This window comes from Empedobacter sp. UBA7611 (genome assembly GCF_002484365.1).
Taxonomy (GTDB): domain Bacteria; phylum Bacteroidota; class Bacteroidia; order Flavobacteriales; family Weeksellaceae; genus Empedobacter; species Empedobacter falsenii_B.
The window spans coordinates 1,462-23,915 of the sequence record NZ_DLJR01000038.1 but is presented as its reverse complement, the minus strand read 5'-3'; the positions used below and the strand labels follow the sequence as shown (position 1 = coordinate 23,915).

The following is a 22,454-nucleotide window of genomic DNA, read 5'->3' as shown; positions in this document are numbered from 1 at the left end:
TTATTTCAGAGAACTTTTGGACACTGATGTAGCACACGGCTTTTCGAAATTTATTCGAATGCAAAAGCCATGAAATACCGCGAAACCGCATCAATGAAAACGATCAAAGATTCGTACAAAATGCTAGAAAGAGATAAAGAAAAAAAGAATTCTGGATATGAATTTCGCTTTGCTGTTATCGAAAAATCTTCTGAAACCTTGATTGGTACTGTAATGTTTCAACCTGTTCATGACAAAGCGATTATTGGCTATTCCATTGATGAACAATTTTGGAACAGAGGTTACGCAACACGAATCATCAATCTGATTTCGAAAGAGTTGAAATTGAGAAAATATATGCTGATTGAAGCTTGGGTGAAAAAAGAAAATATCGCCTCGTCTAAAGCCTTATTAAAAAATAATTTTCAGCAAATTTCGCAAACAATTTATCCGAAAAATCATCTTTTTCAATTAAGATTTACTTATTCTTAAGTTTTACTTAAGATAAGTCTTTAGACATTTATTTCTAAAATCATCGTCCTAATTTTGTAACAGAATAAAATTTCTGATCATGATTTTTACTATTTTTCTCCTATTTATTGGAGCAATTTTAGCATTTTGGATAAGTGCAATTTGTGGCGGTGGCGCAAGTTTAATCTTAATTCCAATCCTCAATCTTATTATTCCAACTTCGTTAGTCCCTTTTTCGTTAACAATCGGAACATTTACAAGTTCTGCCTCTCGAATAGCGGCTTTCAGAAAATCTGTACATTGGAAAATCTTCTTTTGGTTCGTGCCATTTTCAATTCCAGCAGTTTTAATGGGTGCTTATTTAATCAAATTTATCAACCCAATTTATTTACAAATTATTGTAGCTGTATTATTGATTTCAAATGTTCCACAATTATTTCTAAACAAAAAACAACAAGACAATGAAGAAAAACCTTCACCAAAATATATTTTGGCCATTGTTGGTTTTTTAGCTGGATTTGTATCTGGAATAACAGGAGCAATTGGCTTATTATTCAATAGATTTTATTTAAAATATGGATTAACAAAAGAAGAAATTATTGCAACACGAGCTGCCAACGAAATTATACTTCATATCATAAAATTAATCATTTATATTGTTCTTGGTTTATACTCAAAAAACGCTTTATTACTTGGGTTGACGATTGCTGTTGCCTCAATTATTTCTTCTTATACGGTCAAATATATTTTACCTTATTTTAGCGATTTTATTTTCAGAAAAGTTGGTTATGCAGCGATGGTTATTTCTGGAATTACACTTTTTTATACAAGTTCCCAAAAAATCATTCAAGAAGATAAAGTTCAACTTACAACAACAAGTAAAGGTGACGAAAATGAAACAACTTTGAAATGGCGAAACAGCGATTTTGTGATGGAATATTCGTTAGATGGTGAATTTGAGATTGAACGTCCAATTCAACCGAATGAATTACCTGAAGGTTTATTAAAAAAATACAATGAAATTTTACCTAATTACGATAAAATCCATCTCGAAAAAGTATTCAGAATTGGAGAAGATAGTTATGAATTTTATTGTTACAAAGACAATAAACTGACCAAATTTGAACTGAAAGAATAGAAGATTGAACAATTAATTTTTACGAAACATTATTTTTAATAAATTATTCTTAAGTTTAACCAACATTACTATAAAAAATTTATGAATACAAAAGATAATCCCAAACTAATACGAGCTTGGATTTCTTACGATTGGGCGAATTCTGTTCATTCTTTAGTTATTGCCTCTGCTATTTTTCCGGTTTATTACACTTTAATGACCTATGATGCGAACGATCAACCAATTAAATTCTTAGGATTATTACCAGAATCCGCATTCAATTTTTCATTAGCAATTGCTTTCTTTTTTGTGATTGTTTTGTCTCCTGTTTTATCTTCAATTGCAGATTTAATCGGATATAAAATCAAATTTCTTCGCTTTTTTTGCTACTTAGGATCGTTCTCATGTATCGGAATGTTTTTCTTTACATCAAGCGATTTAGTTTGGTTAGCTTTATTACTCAATATCACTGCAAGCATAGGTTTTTGGGGAAGTTTAGTTTTTTACAACGCCTATTTACCAGAAATTGTCTCAGACGAAAAAATGGACAAAGTTTCGGCGCAAGGTTATATGTTTGGTTATATTGGTTCTGTCATTTTATTGACGATTTGTTTGGCAATGATACAATTCGCCCCAGAAGAACAACAAGCAATGTTTACTCGAATAAGTTTCTTATTAACAGGAATTTGGTGGTTAGGATTTGGACAAATTGCATTAAGTAAATTACCAAACCACAAATATGATCGCGAAATTCCAAAAGATATCATCAAATCGAGTTTTAGAAATTTAAAACATACCTTCAAAGATCTTAATCAATACAAAAATATTCGTGTTTTTTTGGCTGGATTTTTCTTTTACAGTTTAGCGATGCAAACTATCTTTTTGATGGCTGCAATGTTTGGAAGTTCAGAAATTGGAATGGAATCTTCAGAATTGATTATGACCATTTTATTAATTCAAATTGAAGCTGTTTTAGGTGCATGGTTATTCTCTTTTCTATCAGGAAAAATAGGAAATAAGAAAACCTTATTAATCGGGATTTTTATCTGGATTATTACATGTATTATTGGTTATTTAATTAATAAAAATGAACCTAATGTAAAAACTCAATTTTACGTAATGGCAGCAATGGTTGGTCTTGTAATGGGAGGTTTGCAAGCTTTATCACGTTCTACATACGCCAAATTATTACCAGAAACAGAAGACACAACAACCTATTTTAGTTTTTATGATGTGTTCGAAAAATTTGCCTTATTCTTAGGTTTAGTTATTTACGGATTATTGATTGAATATTCTGGCGGAATGAAAGCTTCTGCACTTGCAATGGGCGTTTCGTTTGCGATTAGTTTTGTGATTTTATTGTTCTATAAAATGGAAAAGAAGTAAAGCATAATTACATTTTTATATAATCGAATAATTATTCTAACTTAGCAATATTATACAATACTGGTAATGAAAAATAAATATGTAAACTTTATTTCAGATGAGCATTTATTAAATTGCATTGAAAATTTATATAAATCTTATCAAAAGGCTAAAAGCAAAATTTCTAAAAAAAGTTTTTATACAAATAAAGTTGACACTATTAAATTAACTTTTGATTCAAAATTTAATAATATTGATGAAGAAGATTTGATACAATCTGAGATTCTTAGACAAATTGATAAATCTATAAACAATTCTATCGGAACTTTTCATGAACAAATTTTAGGTGGAATAAAAGGTTATGAAATTGGAAATTTAAGTGGATTTGATATAAAAGCAAATGATGACACGTTATTTGCAGATATCAAAAACAAACATAATACAATGAATAGCAGTTCTTCGGAAGCTCTTTTTCAAAAATTGGCTCGATATGCAGATGATTACAAGAAAGCTAAATGTTATTGGGTTCAGATTTTAGCGAAAAATAGTTTTAACGAAAATTGGAAAGGCGAAATTAATAGCAAAGAATATAGTCATTCAAGAGTTTTTAAAATCTCTGGAGATCAATTTTATGCTTTACTAACTGGAGAAGAAGATGCTTTCTATCAACTTTATAAAGCGCTTCCTATTGCAATAAATGATTTTTTAGAAACCACAAAAAAAGAACAAAACGAAAATGAAAATTCGGCTTTAGAAGAAATTACTTCAGAAACCGAAAATTCAAAACGTTCTATTCTTGATCAAATTTCCTTTGATAATTATTCTTATTATTCAGGTTTTAATAAACTATAATATTGGTTAAGAAAATTAATTATTGAATAACCAACCTCTTTTCCTAAATTAACGGGAACTGCATTACCAATTTGCTTATATTGTTGTGCCATAGGCCCTGAAAATTCCCATTCATCAGGAAAAGTCTGAATACGAGCATATTCTCTTACTGTAAAAGGGCGAGTTTCATCTGGATGACAACGCTCTGTTTGTTTTTGGGCAGGGCTACATGTTAAGGTTAAACAAGGTTCGTCCCAGCCTATTCTTCTTGCCATTCCTGTTTTTCCTCCACCTAAATAAAAACTTGCTCCCATAAATTCTTTCTGAATTTCAAGAGGTAAATCTCTCCAATAGCCTTTTGGAGGAACTAAATCTAATACACTTTTCTTGCTTTCAGGATATTTAGCTCCAGTAGATTTTGGAACATTACAATCGAACAATTCTCCTTTTTTCAATGCATCAGAAAGATTATATATTTTTTTGTACGGCGTTGGATAGTGATAATCTATTGGAATATCTTTACGAATTCCTACTAAAATTAATCGTTCTCTTTTTTGTGGAACATTATAATTAATTGCTTTCAAAACCTCTACTGGAACTACTTTATACCCAATTTCATCTAAAATCGAAATCATTCCACGTAAAGTATTACCATTATCATGATTCAATAAACCTTTTACATTTTCTCCAATACAAATAGGTGGATTAACTTCTTTTACAGCTCTTGCAAATTCATAAAATAAAGTTCCTCTTGCATCTTCTAAACCAAGTCTTTTTCCTGCGTAACTAAAAGCTTGACAAGGAAATCCTCCTGTTACAACATCAACTTTATTATAATATTCAGAAAAATTAAAATTCTTAATATCACCTTCTAAGACATTCCAATTTGGTCTATTTTTTCTTAAAGTTTCACAAGCGTGTTTATCAATTTCATTTAATGCAACACATTTCAACCCTGCTTTTTCCATACCAATTGCCAAACCTCCAGCTCCAGCAAATAATTCTAAGACATGAAAATCTTGCGTTGGCTTTACAAAATTTGAAACAGTTTCTTCAATATCTGTCTGCAAAAATTCAGCAAACAACGTCTCTACATCTCTTCTCCTATAAACTCTATAATTACTTATAGGTTCTCGAACAGCCGATAACTTCCCTTCTTCATCCCAACGACGAAGTGTTTTTGTACTTTTATTAAGTAATTTCGCTGTTTCTGAAATAGTTAAATATTCACTCATAACCAAATTATACAACATTAGACATTGGTTACAAAATAAAAGAAAAAAAATAGAATTTCAAAGAAAAAATTATAAAAAAACAACCCCAATATCATCGAATATTAGGGTTTAGTTTTAAAAATTATAACCTTCCTTTTTCCGAACTACTTTTTGATTGTTCTATTGTGAATGATTTTCCGAAATTGTATCGAATTCCAACACGATAATAACGAGCGGATTGTCCTGTATAAACAAATTTTGTATCGTTACTAAAACTTTGATCTTGCCAAGCTCTATCTTTAAATACATTGTTTACATTAAACGAAACTTCAAACTTTTTATCCAAAAATAACGCTCTCAAACCTAACGCCGTACTCCAATTAGCACGACTTCTTGACATGGCATCAATTGTTTTTGTCGTATAATTTGTAGTATGATTAAACAATAATGTTTTCGATTTATTCAATTCTAAATTATTTGTCAAACGAAATTCTCCATTAAATCCATCCAATACATAATTGTATTCTGGAATAATTCCTTTCGTTTTTTTGTAATACAAATCAATCGCTCCATTGACTTTCCACCATTTTACAAGCTTGAAATTTAGATTTTCACTAATCCCAAAACTCTCCGAATCAGCATAATTATATGGAATCCAATTTTGTGTATTTTCTGTTGGATTTACAACCACAATTTGATTGATTTCATCCGTAGAATTTCTATAATATAATGTTGTAATAGCCAAATCTTTGTATGCATATTCCAACTCATAATTATACGAATAAGAAGGTTTTAACTTCGGGTTTCCTTCGGCAAAAGAATAAGGCGAATAAATGGTACGAAACGGATTCAATTGTCCCATATAAGGTCGCTCAATACGGCGTCCCACATTTATACTTAACGAATGATTTTCAGCTGGTTTATACATCAAATAAGCCGTTGGGAATAGCCCATCATATTTATAGGTATCATGTTGATTTTCTTGCGGAGAAAAACCTTTTGCATCAGTATTTTCGTATCTCAAACCAATTTTTGCAGACCATTTTTCTGAAATATCTTTCTCGATACTCGCATAAAAAGCTAAAATATTTTCGTCATAATAAAAACCATTACTCAACTTTTTATCATAAACAGGCGTTCCAGAAGATGTGTTGTAAAATAAATTATCGCTATTATTTTTCGTCCAACTATAACGTCCACCATAATTTAGTTTCCAAGTATTAACGGGGTGTTCCATATCAATATTCAAACTATAATTATTTGCTTTTTGATCAGACAAACTTTTATTTCCTTGATATTCTGCTGTATTTTCAAGATCATTTGAATTAAAAAATCGGTTTGAAGTTACACTTGTATTGTTATTATTAAAATTTACCCAATCAAAATCAAATGTCAGTTTTTTTCCGATTGTATCCATTTTATAAATGACATGATAATTCAGTGTATTGTATTTCGTGTTTCCTTTGCTCCCATTTCGATCATTCAAAATATAGCTCAACAATTCGTTCTTATCCAAACTATTTATCGTTGTTTTAGTACCACCAGTTCCTTTTCGATTTCCAGCATATAAATCAACCGTAAAACCAGTCGTCAACTTCTCCGAAATTTTATAATCTAAACCTAATTTTCCGCCAATATTTCTATTTTTACCACTATTTTTTTCTCTTTCGGTCCAAACTTCATTGGTTTTTGTGAAATAAATATCAGATTGTCCAATTCCGTCATATTCACCAAAACCACCAAAAATATTCGAAACTAAAGTCCATTTATTTTTTCGGTAATTAAACGATGCACTATTGTTCCAATATGGTTTGTTATAATGTTGCAATGATGACGACAAACTCCCATTCCACGAGTCTTTTTTACCAGATTTTAATACAATATTGAGAATTCCACTATTTCCTATTGCTTGATATTTTGCGGGTGGATTTGTAATTACTTCAATTTTCTCAATATCATCTGCGCGAAGCGTTTTTAAATAATTTGTCAATTGATCACCAGACATTTCCAACAAACGATCGTCCACCATCACACGCAAATTACTTTTACCAATTATCGAAACTACATCATTATCAACCTTTACACGAGGCGCCAATTTTAGCAAATCTAATGCATCTCCACCTTTTGCTCCTTCCGCTAAATCAGCATTAAAAACAAGTCGATCAACTTTCTTTTCTATTAATTTTTTCTGACTCTTTACAACTGTTTCATTTAATGTAATATTTTCAGTTTTAGGAAGAATAATAACGCCTAAATCCTGATTTTTTCCACATAAAATCGTTTGAGTATGAAGCAAAACACCAGCTTCTTCTATTCGAAACATATAACTTCCTTCGGCTAAATCAACTGTAAAACTTCCTTTATCATCAGTTGAAATTTCATCGATAATTTGATCATCTTTCAGAATAATCACATCTGCTAGACTAACAGGTGTTTGATTCGTATATTGTAAACTTCCTTTATATTGTTGTTGCGCAAAAATAGAGGTCGACGCAAATAATAGAATTGGAATATATAATTTAGACATATTAGGTTTGTTTACTATATGACGTACGAATTACAGAAAAGTTACATGGAAAATGAAGAATAACAGAATTTGTCTTAAAAAAATAAATTAACAATGATTTAATATTTAAAGAATTTTACTACATTTCAAAAAATAATTATAACTGATTAAAAAAATATAAATGAATGGATTTTAATGTATTAAAAAACAAATTAGTGCAATCAACCAAACAAGCCTTTTTGAAAATTTATAACGAAAATCCTTCCCAAGACCTTTACGCTTTTGCCTTGTGCAATAACGACACGAAAATAGCTATTCATCCTTCGGCAAATTCTATCGAACATTTGGAAAAAGTATCGGATGAAGACGATTTTTGTTACTACAAATACGAGCCTTCTGAATGGAAATATGATTATTTAGGAGCTGAAAATTCTTTTCAAGAAATCAATCAAATGTGCAAACAAATAGTTGATGAACACGACGATGACGAAGATTGGTTTTATCAATTTCAGAATAAAATTAACGAAAAATGCATCGAAGTGTTGGAAGAATTAAAGAATGAAAATTTCTTTTCTAAATTAATCGGTAAAGATATTTTCTTAAACTTTTCTGTAATTGATGATGATTTGAACAAAGAAAAACAACAAAAAATTATTACTCAATTGAATGATAATTCATACAAAGAAGATTATTTTGAATGGATGACAACTTGGGGTAAAAATAAAAAAAGAGCTTTATAAAAAGCTCTTTTTTTATTGATTATATTTCTAAAAATTTTAGATTTCTTTTCTCAATCTTGCAACCGGAATATTTAGTTGTTCACGATATTTTGCAATTGTACGACGAGCAATTGGATAACCTTTTTCTTTTAAAATTTCGGTTAATTTTTCATCTGTCAAAGGTTTACGCTTGTCTTCATCTGCAATTACATCTTGTAAAATTCGCTTGATTTCGCGTGTCGAAACTTCTTCACCATCATCATTTGTCAACGATTCTGAGAACAAATCCTTTATCAAAAATGTACCATAAGGCGTTGTGACATATTTTGAATTCGCAACACGAGAAACTGTCGAAATGTCCATTCCAATTCGATCCGAAATATCTTTCAAAATCATCGGTTTGATTTTCGTTTCATCTCCTGTTAAGAAATATTCTTTTTGAAATTTCATAATCGCTTCCATCGTATACAAAAGCGTATTACGACGCTGCTGAACCGCATCAATAAACCATTTCGCAGAATCTAACTTTTGTTTGACAAACATTACAGCTTCTTTCTGTTGATTCGATTTATTTTCGGTTTTTTTGTATGTATCTAACATTTCTGCAAACGCACTCGAAATTTTCAATTCAGGTACATTACGTCCATTTAACGACAATTCTAAATCACCATCGTTGATATGAATTGTAAAATCTGGCGTTATTTGCTCTACAATTTTACTACTACTCGAAAATGATTTTCCTGGTTTTGGATTCAAACGTTCAATCTCCGAAATTGCATCACGCAATTCATCATCATCTGCATCATATTTTGCCATCAATTTCGAATAATGTTTTTTCGTAAATGCATCAAACGATTCTGAAATTAATTTTTCGGCTAATTCTACTGCTTCTGTTTGATTTTTATTTTCTAATTGAATCAATAAACATTCTTGCAAATCTCGCGCACCTACTCCAACTGGATCCATTCGTTGAATATAATTAATCAACAAATTTTCGACCTCTTCTGGCGAAGTGTAAATATTTTGCGAGAATGCTAAATCGTCTACCAACGATTTAATATCACGACGCATATAACCATCATCGTCAATATTTCCTAAAATAAATTCAGCAATTTGAAATTGTTCCGAAGTTAATCGATTCGTATATAATTGTGATGTCAAAAACTCGATAAAACTCTCTCCTTGTGCGTAAGGAACAGATTTATCTTCGTCATCATCACTATAATTATTCGTATACGTTTTATAATTTGGGATGTCATCATCGCTCAAATAATCATCAATATTGATGTCACTTGTATCAATCACTTGTTCGTCGCCAAAGTCATCACTCTGATTATCCCATTCTTCCTGCTCTCCTCCGTAATCTTCGTCATATTCAGAAGATTGATCATCCAAAGCAGGGTTTTCTTCCAACTCTTCCTTTACGCGTTGTTCAAAAGCAACCGTAGGAAGTTGAACCAACTTCATTAATTGGATTTGTTGTGGCGATAGTTTTTGTTGTAATTTTAAATTTAATTCCTGCTTTAACATATTTTGGGTTTTGGCTTATATAAAAAAACGGATTTAGCTTAAAGTTACAATTTTTAAGCATAAATCCGTAAAAATATTTTGATTAAAATTCAGCGTTATTCGGTGTTCTAGGGAAAGGAATCACGTCACGAATGTTACCCATTCCAGTAACGAATAATACCAAACGCTCTAAACCTAAACCGAAACCAGAATGTGGCACAGAACCGAAACGTCTTGTGTCGCGGTACCACCATAATTCTTCTTTATCGATTCCGAATTTTTCCATTTTTTCGTCTAAAACTTCTAAACGTTCTTCACGCTCAGAGCCTCCGATAATTTCTCCGATTCCAGGGAATAAAACGTCCATTGCGCGAACTGTTTTTCCATCGTCATTCATACGCATGTAGAATGCTTTGATTTCTGCTGGATAATCAAATAAAATAACAGGCGTTTTGAAGTGTTTCTCAACTAAATAACGTTCGTGTTCTGATTGTAAATCTGCTCCCCAACCTTCGATTGGATATTTGAATTTACCTTTTTTATTTGGTTTAGAATCTTTTAAGATATCAATTGCTTCTGTATAAGTTAAACGAATGAATTTGTTATTTAAAACATATTCTAAACGCTCAATTAAACCTAATTCAGAACGCTCTGCTTCTGGTTTTTGTTTTTGCTCTTTGTCAAAACGTTCAGCTAAGAATTTCAAATCATCTTTACACGTTTCCATTGCGTAAGTGATAACAGATTTCATGAAATCTTCTGCCAAATCCATATTTTGATCTAAACGGAAAAACGCAACTTCTGGTTCAATCATCCAGAATTCAGCTAGGTGACGAGAAGTATTCGAGTTTTCTGCGCGGAAAGTAGGTCCAAATGTATAAATTTTTCCTAATCCCATTGCTGCAGTTTCTCCTTCTAACTGTCCAGAAACCGTTAAATTAGTCGATTTACCAAAGAAATCTTGTGTATAATCTACTTTTCCTTCTTCGTTTTTAGGTAAGTTTTCCATATCCAAGTTTGTGATATGAAACATCTCTCCTGCTCCTTCAGCATCAGATCCTGTAATAATTGGCGTGTTGATGTAAACGAATCCATTTTCGTTGAAATACTTGTGAATCCCGAACATTAACGCGTTACGAACACGCATAGTTGCAGCAAAAACATTTGTTCTGAAACGTAAATGTGCTTGCTCACGCAAAATCTCTAAACTGTGTTGTTTTGGTTGTAAAATTGTTCCTTTTAAATCATCAGATGGCGCAGTTCCTAAAATTTTGATTTCTTTCGCAACAATTTCAATCTCTTGACCAGCTCCTTCACTTTCTACCACTTCTCCTTTTACTTGTAAAGAAGCTGCTGTAGAAATTTGTTTTATAATTGATTCGTCAAAATTTTCGAAATCTACTACTACTTGAATATTATTAATTGTAGAACCGTCATTCAACGCGATGAAACGATTACTTCTGAACGATCTTACCCATCCATTTACAACTACTTCCTGTAGCAACAAATCCTTGCCTTTTTCTAATAAGGCTTTAATTCCGTACGATTGCATAATTTTTTAATTTATCCTTACAAATTTAGTTATTATTTAAAGTTATAAAAATTATAGGCATAATTTTTGCGAATATTTTTCAACCAACCTAAAAATCCTTTACAATTTCAATGAAAATGTAAAGGATTTTTGATTTTAGTTTATTTTTTGAAGTAAAATTATTCTATTTTTCTAGATTCAAAACGCAAAAGAATTTCATTTATTCTTTGAATAAGATCTTTATCAGAATTATTATCTTGAACTAAATAATCTACATAATTTTTTAATTCATGGAATTGACTCTCTGTTTTGATAAAACCTTTTTCAACTAATTTTTTAATTCTTTTGAAATATGATTCAAAAATATCAATTTCATAATGTGTTGTTTGAATTTTTAAACGAATAAATTCATCTTTCATTTCATTATTAAACGCAAGATGAACAATATAATAATCTAAAGTCGCAAGTACTAAATCTCTATATTTTTTAAGTTCAAACTCTTTATTCATAAATTTAAATCAATATATACGATTCTGAAACGAGTCCAGAATGACAAAATCTAAATACCTACAAAAAATTCAAATTTACAGTTAATTTTAAATAGAAATTGTCTTGGAATTTTTCTTCTGAATAAGCTCCTAAACGGTAAAATGCTCCTAAACCAAATGTTTTGAAAATTAAATTGTTTACCTCAACACCTGTTTCGTGATAATAATGATTTAAGGTTTTGAACTCTAAATTTTGATGATCTGCTCTATCTTTCATATCACCCAAAACTCCACGGTAAACGAATTGCGGGAAAATAATTTTGTTTCCAACTTTAACACCAGCAAAAATATGTTTCAACTGAAATGATACAAATCGATCCGAATAAAATTCACCTGGACGCATTGTTTCGAAATTCGTTAAACCTCCTACTCCAAAATTCAAAAAGTCATTTCGTTTTGCATTCCCTTGTCCTTCGAACAAATTCATCAACGGCATTTTTCCTTCAACCCAACCCGCATTTACATTGAAATTTGTTTTACCAACTCGCGTATCGAACACATCAAAATAAGAAATATTGAAACGAAGTGGATCATAATCAGAATTGAAAATATCCCAATATTTCGTCAACATTGCATAGAAAACAGATTTCCCGCTATTCACCGTCACTTTTCCGTAAGGCGTGCGGATAAACTTGTCTTTTGGTGCAAAACGGATCGCTAATTGCGTATTATACAAATCGTACCAACCTATATTATTCAGGAAAGAATAATCAAATTCTGCTTGTTGTTTTTCATAATTTGCCGAAATATTGAAGGTTACATTCTTGAAAATATCTTGCTCATATCCAAAAGAATAATGTTTATACGAAAAATATTCGTGATTATAAATATTACTAAAAGCTCCAGAAATTAGACGTGTATAATTCGATTGTAATAAAATTGGCGTTTTCCCAGAAGCCGAAACATCTTGCGAGTATTTTGCAAAAATTCGACCCGAATAAGGCTTATTTACATAATAATCTCCACCAAATCCAAACTTGAATGTTTCATCTTTGAAACCATAAGCTGAATACGCATTCAACGAATATTTATCGCTCCAATTTTCATTTGTATTAAACGCGGCACCAAGTCTAAAACCTTCGTAATCATTAAACGCTAAGATTTTTGTTAAATCTAAATCAACTTTTCCTAATGATAATTTCCCACCAGAATTGATGATTCTCATCAATTTCATTTGACGTTCTAACTTATATTTATCGCCAATACTATCAATTGTCGTATAAGTATTTCGCTCTTTGTTTGATAATGACGAATCGCGGTAATCTTCCATCACATTGTCCCATTTCTTTTCGTTCATATTTTGAAAAGAAATTTCGTCTTCGTAACCTAAAAATTCGTTGCGTTTGAAATGTGCTGGATTTTGAATATCCTTGAAAGTTGTTTCAAGATTAATCCAAATTTTTTCTTTTTTATCAATAAAATCATCATCGGATAATTTCTCTGTAATCTTAAAATTACCAGCTTCCATGCGATATTTTTGTTGATTTGGAATCCAAGAACCATTATTCAATTTCCAATCTGCTTCTAATTCTGCAACATAATTTGAAATCGTATTTTCTGCTTCAATTTTGATTAAAGCATACGTTCTATCATCAATCCAAAGTGTTCCTTTAATTTGTCTTTTATCCGTTTTGATTGAAGGGAAAAAGCTAATAACAGCCGTTTTTCGCCCATCAATAAAAATATCCTCTTTGAAACCATAACGGTAATGCGAAAGACCTTCTCGACTTACTGGATTAATAATTCCTTTGAAGAAAAAATTGATTTTATCTTGATCAAAATTGAACGCAATTGGTTGCATCGCCAAATATTCGTACAAAGGCGAACGCATTCCAGAAATACGAGAAGATTGCACGATATTTTTTAGTCCAAAACGCTTCGAAACTTTATGATCCATTGCACGTTCTCCCAAAAATAAATGACTGTTGTCTAACAATTTTTTCCATTGATTATTGACAGAATCTTTGTGATTTTGAGGTTGAATGATAAACGGAATCGAATCGTTATTTACTGTACTCCAAAATTTAGTGTATGATTTTAGGAAAATATTTCCTCCGTTTCTGATTGTATTTTTGGATTGATTGCGAATTGCTTTGATAATCAAATTACGACCAACAGAATCATTTGTCGTAAAACTAACCTCATCCAAACTAATGAAAGAAGGTTTCATCATAATTTCCACCAACTTTTTACCATCAGTCTGAATACTTTCTGAGAAATATCCGTTTTTGATTATATCAATAAAATGAACAGAATCATTGATATCCAATTCTCCTAATTCGTCTGTTTGACCAAGAAATTGTTTGGTATCGCTGTAAACATTAGCACCAGTTAAACGAAATTCGTCTTGAGCATCGAATACTCTCACTTTAATTTGAGCAAATGTGGCAATTGAAATACAGAAATTTAGCAGGAATATATAGTTCTTCATCTTTTGAAATTGATTATGCAAATAAATAAAAAAAGCAGCGAAACGCTGCCTTAAAATATTTTTTTTTCAAGAAAGATTAAACTTTCATGATTTCAGCTTCTTTTTTCGTTAAAGCTTCTTCTAATTTCTTAGAAAACTTGTCTGTTAATCCTTGTACACGTGTTTCGTAATCTTTCACCATGTCTTCAGAAGCTTCTTTTACACCTTTAAGAGCTTTGTTAGCATCTTGACGAGCATTACGAAGAGAAACTTTAGCGTTTTCCATTTCAGCTTTTGCCATCTTAACTAACTCTTTACGACGTTCTTCCGTTACTGGAGGAATACTAATGATAATAGAATCTCCATTGTTAGAAGGTGCAAAACCTAAATTAGCATTAATAATTGCTTTTTCGATTTCACCAATTAAATTTCTTTCGTACGGTTGTATACTCAATGTCATTGCATCTGGTGTATTTACATTTGCAATTTGAGTTAACGGAGATAAACTTCCGTAGTAATCAACACGAACTGAACTTAACATTGCAGGAGTTGCTTTACCTGCTCTTAATTTGTCAAATGCTACCTCTAAGTGACTTACAGTACCTTGCATTTGTTCCTTAGCCGTTTCTAAAATAATATCTAATTCTTCCATTTCGGGATTTATTTATTTGTTACTAGAGTACCTACGTTATCTCCTAAAATTAATTTTCTCAAGTTACCATCAGTATTCATATCAAATACAATAATAGGTAAATTATTTTCTTCACTCAAAGTAAAAGCAGTCATATCCATTACTTTTAAGTTTTTATCGTAAACTTCTTGATAAGAAATTGTTTCGAATTTCTCTGCTGTTGGATCTTTTTCTGGATCTGCAGTATAAATTCCGTCAACACGAGTTCCTTTCAAAATAACATCAGCTTGTGTTTCAATCGCTCTTAAAACTGCTGCTGTATCTGTTGTAAAATATGGATTTCCTGTTCCTGCACCAAAAATTACGACACGCCCTTTCTCTAAATGACGCGTTGCTCTTCTTTTGATAAATGGTTCTGCGATTTGCTCCATACGAATAGCCGTTTGTAAACGTGTATTAACACCAGCATCTTCCAAAGCTCCTTGCAATGCCATACTGTTAATCACTGTTGCCAACATTCCCATATAATCTCCTTGTACACGATCCATACCAGAAGCAACACCTTGTACACCTCTAAAAATATTACCACCTCCGATTACGATTGCCACTTCGCAACCAAGTTCAGCAACTTCTCTAATTTGTTGCGCATATTGTTTCAGCATATTTGGATCAATACCATATTGTAAATCTCCCATTAATGCTTCACCACTCAATTTAAGTAATATTCTTTTGTATTTCATCTTGTCAAAGGTTTTCTTTTGCAAATATAATTTTTCTATTCTGATTTATCCTAACGTTCGAAAATGTCAAACGCATTTTTTGTTGTAATTGCTGCAATTTCAGCTGGTGTTTGATGGTAAATATCAACCAACTTATCGCAAACATGTGTCAAATAACTACTTTCATTTCGTTTTCCGCGAAACGGAACTGGAGCTAAATAAGGTGAATCTGTTTCGAGAACGATATGTTTGATATCAAAATCACCTAAAAATTGATCTATTTTACCATTTTTGAAGGTTACAACTCCACCAATTCCTAATTTCAGATTGAAATCAATTGCGCGTTGTGCATCTTCTTTTGTTCCTGAAAAACAATGAAAAATTCCGAATAATTTTTCATCTTTTACTTCTTCTAACACTTCAAAAACTTCGTTGAAAGCATCTCGACAATGAATGACAATTGGTAAATTCTTTTCTTTTGCCCATTCAATTTGCATTTTGAAAGCATCTTGTTGCGTTTGTAAAAATTCTTTTTCCCAATACAAATCAATTCCGATTTCGCCAATTGCTTTAAATGGTCGTTTATCAATCCATTCGCGCACATGAGTCAATTCGTCTTCTATTGTATCTGGATGAACCGAACACGGATGCAAACCCATCATCGCAAACATCGAATCTTGGTGTGCAGTTTCTAACGCCAACATTTTGTCCGTGTAACTTTTATCAATTGCAGGCAAATAAAATCGCTCTACTCCATTTTGCTTTGCTCGCGCAATTACTTCATCTATATCATTCTCAAATTGCTCCGAATATAGATGTGTATGTGTATCAATTAACATGTTTTATTTTTGATTTCAAAAGTTCTTTTTCAGCTAAAAAATCAAGTTGATTTCCTTTTTCTAATTCATTCATCAATGCAATCGTTTTTACTAAAAATTGTTGATGATTTTCTGATTCTTCATTAAAAGGGCGATGATTAATCGCTGAAATAACTTTGTTTATTTTTTGAATAATTGTTTGCGTTGATTGCTCGAAATAAGTCTCCGAAAACCTTTCCCAAATATAATCAACGGCTTGTTTTGATGGATGAATCAAATCTTCTTTGAAAAAACGATAATCTCTCAAATCATCTAAAACCAATTCGTATGACGGAAAATATTCAACTTGATTATTTTGACTTAATTGATATAAAGCGTCTAACAATCTCGCTTTGCTTACATTATTTTCGACCATTCCATCTTTTGTGTGACGAACAGGACTAACTGTTGTAATAATGCGAATAGTTGGATTAATTTTCTTCAAATCTGAAACAATTAATTCCAATGATTTTAGATTTTCTTCTGTTGTTAATAATCGTTTTTCAAATTGTTTAGCCTCTACTTTATGACAATTTGCGACAACTTGATTAGATTCTTTCCATTCATAAATCCACGATGTTCCTAATGTAATCATCAATACATCACAAGAATGAATGTAATCATAAACTTCATCTAAAGTCGAATTTAATTCCTCTAGAACAGCTTCTTTCGTCAACGCATTAAACGAAGAATGTACATCGAAACAGAAAAATTCTTCTCCATTTTGATGTACATCAGCTGTTGTAAAATATTTTTTTTGAATGCTTCTTTCGATTAAATTTTGAATAGAATTCGAATTAAAAATCACTCCAAATGGATTAATTAATCCATCAAACTTTAAATCGGTCAAACGCTTTCCAATTTCATCTGAAAAACAAGAGCCTATCGTCAATATTTTGTGTTGATGATTGAGCTTAAAATCAGAAGATTGAATTTGAAAAGTCGTTCGAAATTGCATTTTTTATCCTTGTCGATCAATTAAAACTTCGCTTAATTCTCTCAAATAAGATTTACGTTCTTCTGGAACATCAATTTGATCCAAATAGCTGTGCGCTTTATTTGTATACTCTCTAATTAATGTCGAAAGTTTACGGTTAACATTCAGTTTTCTGAATAATTTCTCTACCGCATATACCTTATCGATATTATCTGTATTTGAGCTATACCAATATAATAATTCCTCTTTTTCTTCTTCGTTTGCCGCTTCTAAAGCAGAAATGTAAAGAATCGTTTTCTTATTCTCGAAAATATCTCCAGCGTGTTTTTTACCTAAATGTTCAAGGCTACCAAAAACATCCAAATAATCATCTTTCAATTGATACGCGATTCCTAAATTCAAACCATATTGGTACAATTTATCCGAATCCTCTTCCGAAGCATTTCCAATCATTGCGCCTAATTTCAAAGCACAACCAAGTAAAACACTCGTTTTTAGAGAAATCATTTTGATGTAATCTTCGTACGAAACATTCAATTTTGTTTCATAATTCACATCCAATTGCTGTCCTTCACAAACTTCTAAAGCAGTTTTAGAAAATAATTTTGTCGAACGTTTAAATAATTCTGGTTCTAAATCTTCTAAATATTGATATGCTTTTACCAACATCGCATCACCAGAAAGAATCGCTGTATTTAATCCAAATTTTTCGTGAACTGTTGGTTTACTTCTTCTTAATGAAGCATTATCCATAATATCGTCGTGCATCAACGAAAAATTATGAAAAAACTCAATCGCTAACGAAGGTTTCAACGCTTTTTCAACTTCACCATCAAACAAATCAGTTCCCAATAAAGTCAAAATTGGACGAATTCTTTTACCACCAATATTCAAAATATAATCCATCGGTTCGTATAATTCTTCTGGATTTTTAGAAAATGGATTTTTATCGATTGTTTCGGCAATTAATTCGTGAAATTTATCAAATGAGTACATAGTTTGATTTTTGTAAAAATTAAGTTTTGGCAAATATAACTAAGAATGATTGATTTTGGGTTGTTTTCTTTTATTTTTGATTGAACCTAAAAATTCGTTTCCGACAATCAAATACAAAAGAATTTGACCAATAATCGCCGCAATAAAATAAGGATGACCTTTTTGTAAAACAATCTCAGCACTTTGCAGCAAAGGAATTGTCCAAAAATAAGTGGAAACAATTACTAAAAGCAACGCATTAAGCCTAAAAATCCAGATTTTATTCATTTTATATGTTCCGAAATGGATAAATAAAGCACCCAAAAAAGTATAAGCCAACACCTCGAAAAATTCGTTCAGCACAAATTGTTCTCTAAATAAGCCAAAAATATCTTTGTGACTTACAAACAAAAATTCTTCTGGAACAAGATAACTCCAATGGTTTGCAATAAAAAATAAAACAAGATTTAGCATCAAAACAATCGTCAATTGATCTTTGAATTGATCAACAAACATTGAATAATACTTGAACTTTGAGATTGATTTCTTTGATTTCATTTAACGAAATAATTCACTTACAATTTGATACGATTTTCGTTTTGCTTTTTGATCAAAAACATTCGTCGAAACCATAATTTCATCAATTTTAGATTCAAAAATAAATTCATCTAAACTCTGCGCCAGAGCACCTTTACTTCCAATAAAAGACAAAGCTGTCATTCCTTTTAGCATATATTTTTGCTCAGGCGAAGCTAATTCTAACTGTGTTTTTTCGGGTGGAACAATTGGTTGGCGTTTATCGGTAATAATATTCAAAAATCCTTGGTACATCGACATCGATAAATAATGCGCTTCTTCGTCTGTATTCGCCGCAATTACATTGACACAAGCTATCGTATAAGGTTCTTGCAAAAATTCTGAAGGTTGAAATTGAGAACGATAAATCTCTACCGCATTATAAAATTGTTGTGGCGCAAAATGCCCCGCAAATGTATAAGGCAAACCTAATTTAGCCGCCAAAAAAGCAGAATCTGTACTTGATCCCAAAATATAAATCGGCACATTTGCACCTTCTCCAGGAATCGCACGCACTTTACTTTCTTTATTATCTAAACTAAAATAGTTTTGTAGATTTTTGATTTCAGCTTCAAAATCATAATTCATAAAATTATCGCCTCTACGCAAAATAGACGCCGTTAATTGATCTGTTCCTGGCGCACGACCTAAACCTAAATCGATACGATTTGGATAAAGCGCATCTAATGTTCCAAACTGTTCTGCAACTGATAAAGCAGTATGATTAGGTAACATGATTCCTCCCGAACCAACTTTAATTCTTGAAGTTCCATTTGCTACATAACCTATTAATAAAGAAGTTGCCGCACTCGCAACATTTTGCATATTATGATGTTCGGATAGCCAATAACGACTATACCCTATTTCGTCGACAAATTTTGCGTTATCTAACGTGTTTTTGAACGTTTGATTTAATGTATCCCCTTCTCTCACATAAGCCAAATCTAACACCGAGTAATTTATTTTTCTCATCCGTTCTTTTCTAATTAAAATATGAAACTAAATTACAAAGAAAAAATTTAAAAAAAATTCCTCCATAATATACATTATAGAGGAGATAAATTTGATAATTGGATTTATAAATAGGTTTAAGTAGTTGAGAGCGTTTAGTTTTTAATTAATAGTTTGATGATAGATTAGTAATCTTTCGAAATACATAATTCAAAAATAGATTATAAATCAAAAAAAATTATATTTTCAGGGGGGACAATTGAGGGGACAAATTACATTTAATTCATTTTCAATTATTTATCCTTTACAAAAAAAGGATAAAATATTTTAAGATTATCTAAAATAAACTAAATATTAAAATTATATTTGAAAAAAAATATGCTCAAGTCCTCTATATTTTTTACTTTTTTACTAAACCTAATACTTTTATTCTCATCATTTGAATCATTTCATACTGTATATGATGATCAAATTGCATTAGAAAAAATCATATTTCAAAATAGAGATGTTGAAGATTCGTTACAATTGCAACTTAATTTTAATGAAATTAATCGTCAATCGACTTCTAATTTTAAACAAAAAAATCAAATTATTTATCAAGTATTATTAGCAAATATTTATGCTCAAAACTATGATAAGTTAAATGTAAAAAGCGAATCATTATATAATTCCGCATTAAAAAAGGCTAAAAAATTAGATTCGAACATTCAGATTTGGGTGAATACACAATTCGGATTCTATTTTTATAATTTCAGTCAATATCAAAATGCTTATCCATATTTTATGGAAGCTTCGAAACTTATCGACTTGACAGAAGATGAGAAAATTTTGTCTAAAAGTGATGTTTACAAAAAAAACGCATTTTACTTTATGAACGTTAAAGAGTATGATAAAAGTGAGAAATATCTTTTGTTGGCATTAAAATATACGGAGAAAAATGATAATGAATATGGTACAATTCTGAATGCAGTTGGACATAATTATTTGAATAAAACCAATTTCACCAAAGCAAATTATTATTTTGAGCTGACCAAAAAATATGCTTTACAAAACAAAGACGAAATTCGTTATGCAAAAGCTTTGGGTGATATCGCTTCTATAAACATACACAATAAAGATTATTCACTTGCTATAGATAATCTAAAAAAGGATATCGAAATTTCTAAAAATCTTGTAAATCATCGAAATCTTATGTATGCGAATATTCAGCTAGGAAAATTGTATTTGCAACTTAATCATTTGAAAGAGGCAAAAAATATTTTGATTGAAGCAAAAGAATATGCTGCACAAAAGAAATATTTAAATAGCTATGAATTTGACATTTACACCATTTTATTAGAAATCGCAATACGAGAAAATAACGAAGCTGACGAATTATTTGCAAGAAGAAGGTTGAGTATTTTAGAAAATGAAATTCAAAAATCAGACGGAAAAGATGTTATAAATGAAATAAATTGGAAGATTCAGAAAGAAAATTTCAATTATAAATTTGAGACCGAAAAAGTAAAACAAGAAAAAGCAATTTTATTAAAAAACGCTTTACTTTTGATTACATTATTATTGATTATCATCATTTTATTTGTCATCATTTCCTATCGTAGAAGAATAAAAATTCAAAATTCTAATTATGAAAATAAGGTTTTATCTATTCAAAATGATAAACTAAAATCTGAGAATAAGTTAAATGAAACGACCAAAACACTCGAAGCTTATAAAACTTATTTATCCGAAAAAAATAAACAAATTGTTACGCTGAAAAAAGAAATCAATACAGTTTCGAATTCAAATTTCTCAAATAAAGCACAGCAATATGATGAATTAGTTAATTTATTAGATTCTCATCTTATGACAGCTAAAAACTGGACAAACTTTAAAAGTATTTTCGATCATGAGCAGAAAAATTTTATTGAACATTTAGATCAAAACTTTCCTGGATTAACAGAATCTAATTTGAAAATAATTTACTTGTTAAAATTAGGTTTAACCAATATTGAAATATCTCAACTTTTAGGAATTTCTGCAGATTCAGTCAAAAAATCGAAACAGCGCTTAAAAAAGAAATATGAAAATTTTGAGTTGATTTTTAAAGATAATGATGATTAAGAAACAATTATTCAATTCTCAACTTATTCAAATTACTTCGATAACTTTCTAATAATAAACTTTCCGTTACATAACCTTCAAATTTACCTTTTTTAGTGAGTAAAATATAATCTATTTTTTTTGCTTCCATCATTTTCATCACGTTAGCAGCATTCGTAAAAATAGATGTCGAAGTTGCTTCTGTTATACATTCTAAGTAACTTTTATCAATATTATCATTAAAAATAAATGATCGAATATTATCTAAAACTATAATTCCATGAATCGATTTATCTTCATTGAGGACTGGAATAAAATCTTGTGTTGTAGTAGAAAAAATTTCTTTTATATCTTCAATTGAATTGTAAACCGTCAATGTTTTGATATTCTTGATATAAATCGAAAACAAATCAATTTTATTAAACAAATTTCGGTCTTTATCAGATGTAAAAACAATTCCTTTTTCTGCTATTGCGTATATATCCATCGAATATTTGTCGTATCGTTTTGAAATTGCAAAACTTAT

The 22,454-nt window shown here is 30.5% G+C and carries 20 protein-coding genes; 6 read left to right on the top strand and 14 right to left on the bottom strand.

Translation table 11 applies throughout. The features are described 5' to 3' along the window. Positions 1-48 precede the first annotated feature (48 nt). The 4 genes from B3R94_RS05975 to B3R94_RS05960 all read left to right on the top strand — a co-directional run bounded on the left by B3R94_RS05975 (position 49) and on the right by B3R94_RS05960 (position 3,784). Positions 49-471, top strand: a complete 423-nt coding sequence (locus tag B3R94_RS05975) for a GNAT family N-acetyltransferase (RefSeq protein ID WP_260392513.1) — start codon at positions 49-51, stop codon at positions 469-471. 79 nt (positions 472-550) lie between these two features. Further along, positions 551-1,588, top strand: coding sequence for a sulfite exporter TauE/SafE family protein (locus B3R94_RS05970; protein WP_291090431.1), 1,038 nt, complete (start codon positions 551-553; stop codon positions 1,586-1,588). A gap of 81 nt (positions 1,589-1,669) precedes the next feature. Further along, entirely contained in the window at positions 1,670-2,953 is a 1,284-nt protein-coding gene (locus tag B3R94_RS05965; RefSeq protein ID WP_291099331.1) for an MFS transporter, read from the top strand. A 66-nt stretch (positions 2,954-3,019) separates the two neighbouring features. Further along, a complete protein-coding gene (locus tag B3R94_RS05960; protein ID WP_291099328.1) occupies positions 3,020-3,784 on the top strand; it encodes an Eco47II family restriction endonuclease in 765 nt (254 codons plus the stop codon). Here the strand turns inward: B3R94_RS05960 and dcm are convergent. Together dcm and B3R94_RS05950 are read right to left on the bottom strand one after the other, a co-directional pair. Beyond that, positions 3,760-5,016: a DNA (cytosine-5-)-methyltransferase gene (dcm, locus tag B3R94_RS05955; protein WP_375730946.1), complete on the bottom strand. Its 1,257-nt coding sequence runs from the start codon at positions 5,014-5,016 to the stop codon at positions 3,760-3,762. The two genes, B3R94_RS05960 and dcm, sit on opposite strands and share 25 nt — an antisense overlap. A 103-nt stretch (positions 5,017-5,119) precedes the next feature. Next, positions 5,120-7,504 (bottom strand): outer membrane beta-barrel family protein, encoded by a 2,385-nt coding sequence (locus B3R94_RS05950; RefSeq protein WP_291099325.1) that lies wholly within the window; start codon positions 7,502-7,504, stop codon positions 5,120-5,122. Positions 7,505-7,668: 164 nt separating this feature from the next. Between B3R94_RS05950 and B3R94_RS05945 the strand changes: the two genes are divergently transcribed. Next, the gene (locus B3R94_RS05945) at positions 7,669-8,223 is read left to right on the top strand and encodes a DUF4303 domain-containing protein (RefSeq protein ID WP_219034351.1); all 555 of its coding nucleotides are present in this window, start codon (positions 7,669-7,671) and stop codon (positions 8,221-8,223) included. 36 nt (positions 8,224-8,259) lie between these two features. Here B3R94_RS05945 and rpoN read toward each other — a convergent pair whose 3' ends face one another. From rpoN to B3R94_RS05890, 11 genes are all read right to left on the bottom strand, one after another. Further along, entirely contained in the window at positions 8,260-9,732 is a 1,473-nt protein-coding gene (rpoN, locus tag B3R94_RS05940; RefSeq protein ID WP_280036142.1) for an RNA polymerase factor sigma-54, read from the bottom strand. 82 nt (positions 9,733-9,814) lie between these two features. Beyond that, the gene (asnS, locus tag B3R94_RS05935) at positions 9,815-11,263 is read right to left on the bottom strand and encodes an asparagine--tRNA ligase (protein WP_125349294.1); all 1,449 of its coding nucleotides are present in this window, start codon (positions 11,261-11,263) and stop codon (positions 9,815-9,817) included. Between the two features lie 158 nt (positions 11,264-11,421). Then, positions 11,422-11,751: a hypothetical protein gene (locus tag B3R94_RS05930; protein ID WP_291099319.1), complete on the bottom strand. Its 330-nt coding sequence runs from the start codon at positions 11,749-11,751 to the stop codon at positions 11,422-11,424. A gap of 58 nt (positions 11,752-11,809) precedes the next feature. Next, positions 11,810-14,221: a DUF5686 family protein gene (locus tag B3R94_RS05925; protein ID WP_291099316.1), complete on the bottom strand. Its 2,412-nt coding sequence runs from the start codon at positions 14,219-14,221 to the stop codon at positions 11,810-11,812. Positions 14,222-14,297: 76 nt separating this feature from the next. Continuing rightward, complete coding sequence (gene frr, locus B3R94_RS05920; RefSeq protein WP_280036147.1) at positions 14,298-14,852, bottom strand: ribosome recycling factor; 555 nt, start codon at positions 14,850-14,852, stop codon at positions 14,298-14,300. 8 nt (positions 14,853-14,860) lie between these two features. Beyond that, a complete protein-coding gene (gene pyrH, locus B3R94_RS05915; protein ID WP_038335903.1) occupies positions 14,861-15,571 on the bottom strand; it encodes a UMP kinase in 711 nt (236 codons plus the stop codon). A gap of 50 nt (positions 15,572-15,621) precedes the next feature. Beyond that, entirely contained in the window at positions 15,622-16,389 is a 768-nt protein-coding gene (locus tag B3R94_RS05910; RefSeq protein WP_038335906.1) for a TatD family hydrolase, read from the bottom strand. Beyond that, positions 16,379-17,365 (bottom strand): GSCFA domain-containing protein, encoded by a 987-nt coding sequence (locus B3R94_RS05905; protein WP_291099311.1) that lies wholly within the window; start codon positions 17,363-17,365, stop codon positions 16,379-16,381. The genes B3R94_RS05910 and B3R94_RS05905 overlap by 11 nt, the downstream gene beginning before the upstream one ends. Before the next feature lie 3 nt (positions 17,366-17,368). Next, a complete protein-coding gene (locus B3R94_RS05900) occupies positions 17,369-18,340 on the bottom strand; it encodes a polyprenyl synthetase family protein (RefSeq protein ID WP_180904652.1) in 972 nt (323 codons plus the stop codon). Positions 18,341-18,379: 39 nt separating this feature from the next. Continuing rightward, a complete protein-coding gene (locus tag B3R94_RS05895) occupies positions 18,380-18,835 on the bottom strand; it encodes a hypothetical protein (protein WP_291059380.1) in 456 nt (151 codons plus the stop codon). 42 nt (positions 18,836-18,877) lie between these two features. Then, positions 18,878-19,867 (bottom strand): LLM class flavin-dependent oxidoreductase, encoded by a 990-nt coding sequence (locus tag B3R94_RS05890; RefSeq protein WP_280036155.1) that lies wholly within the window; start codon positions 19,865-19,867, stop codon positions 18,878-18,880. Positions 19,868-20,371: 504 nt separating this feature from the next. On the opposite strand from B3R94_RS05890, the gene B3R94_RS05885 reads away from it, so the two are divergent. Next, entirely contained in the window at positions 20,372-21,949 is a 1,578-nt protein-coding gene (locus B3R94_RS05885) for a tetratricopeptide repeat protein (protein WP_280061161.1), read from the top strand. A gap of 7 nt (positions 21,950-21,956) precedes the next feature. Here B3R94_RS05885 and B3R94_RS05880 read toward each other — a convergent pair. Beyond that, positions 21,957-22,454: CBS domain-containing protein (locus B3R94_RS05880; RefSeq protein WP_291099304.1), on the bottom strand; the 498-nt coding region annotated here is incomplete at its 5' end.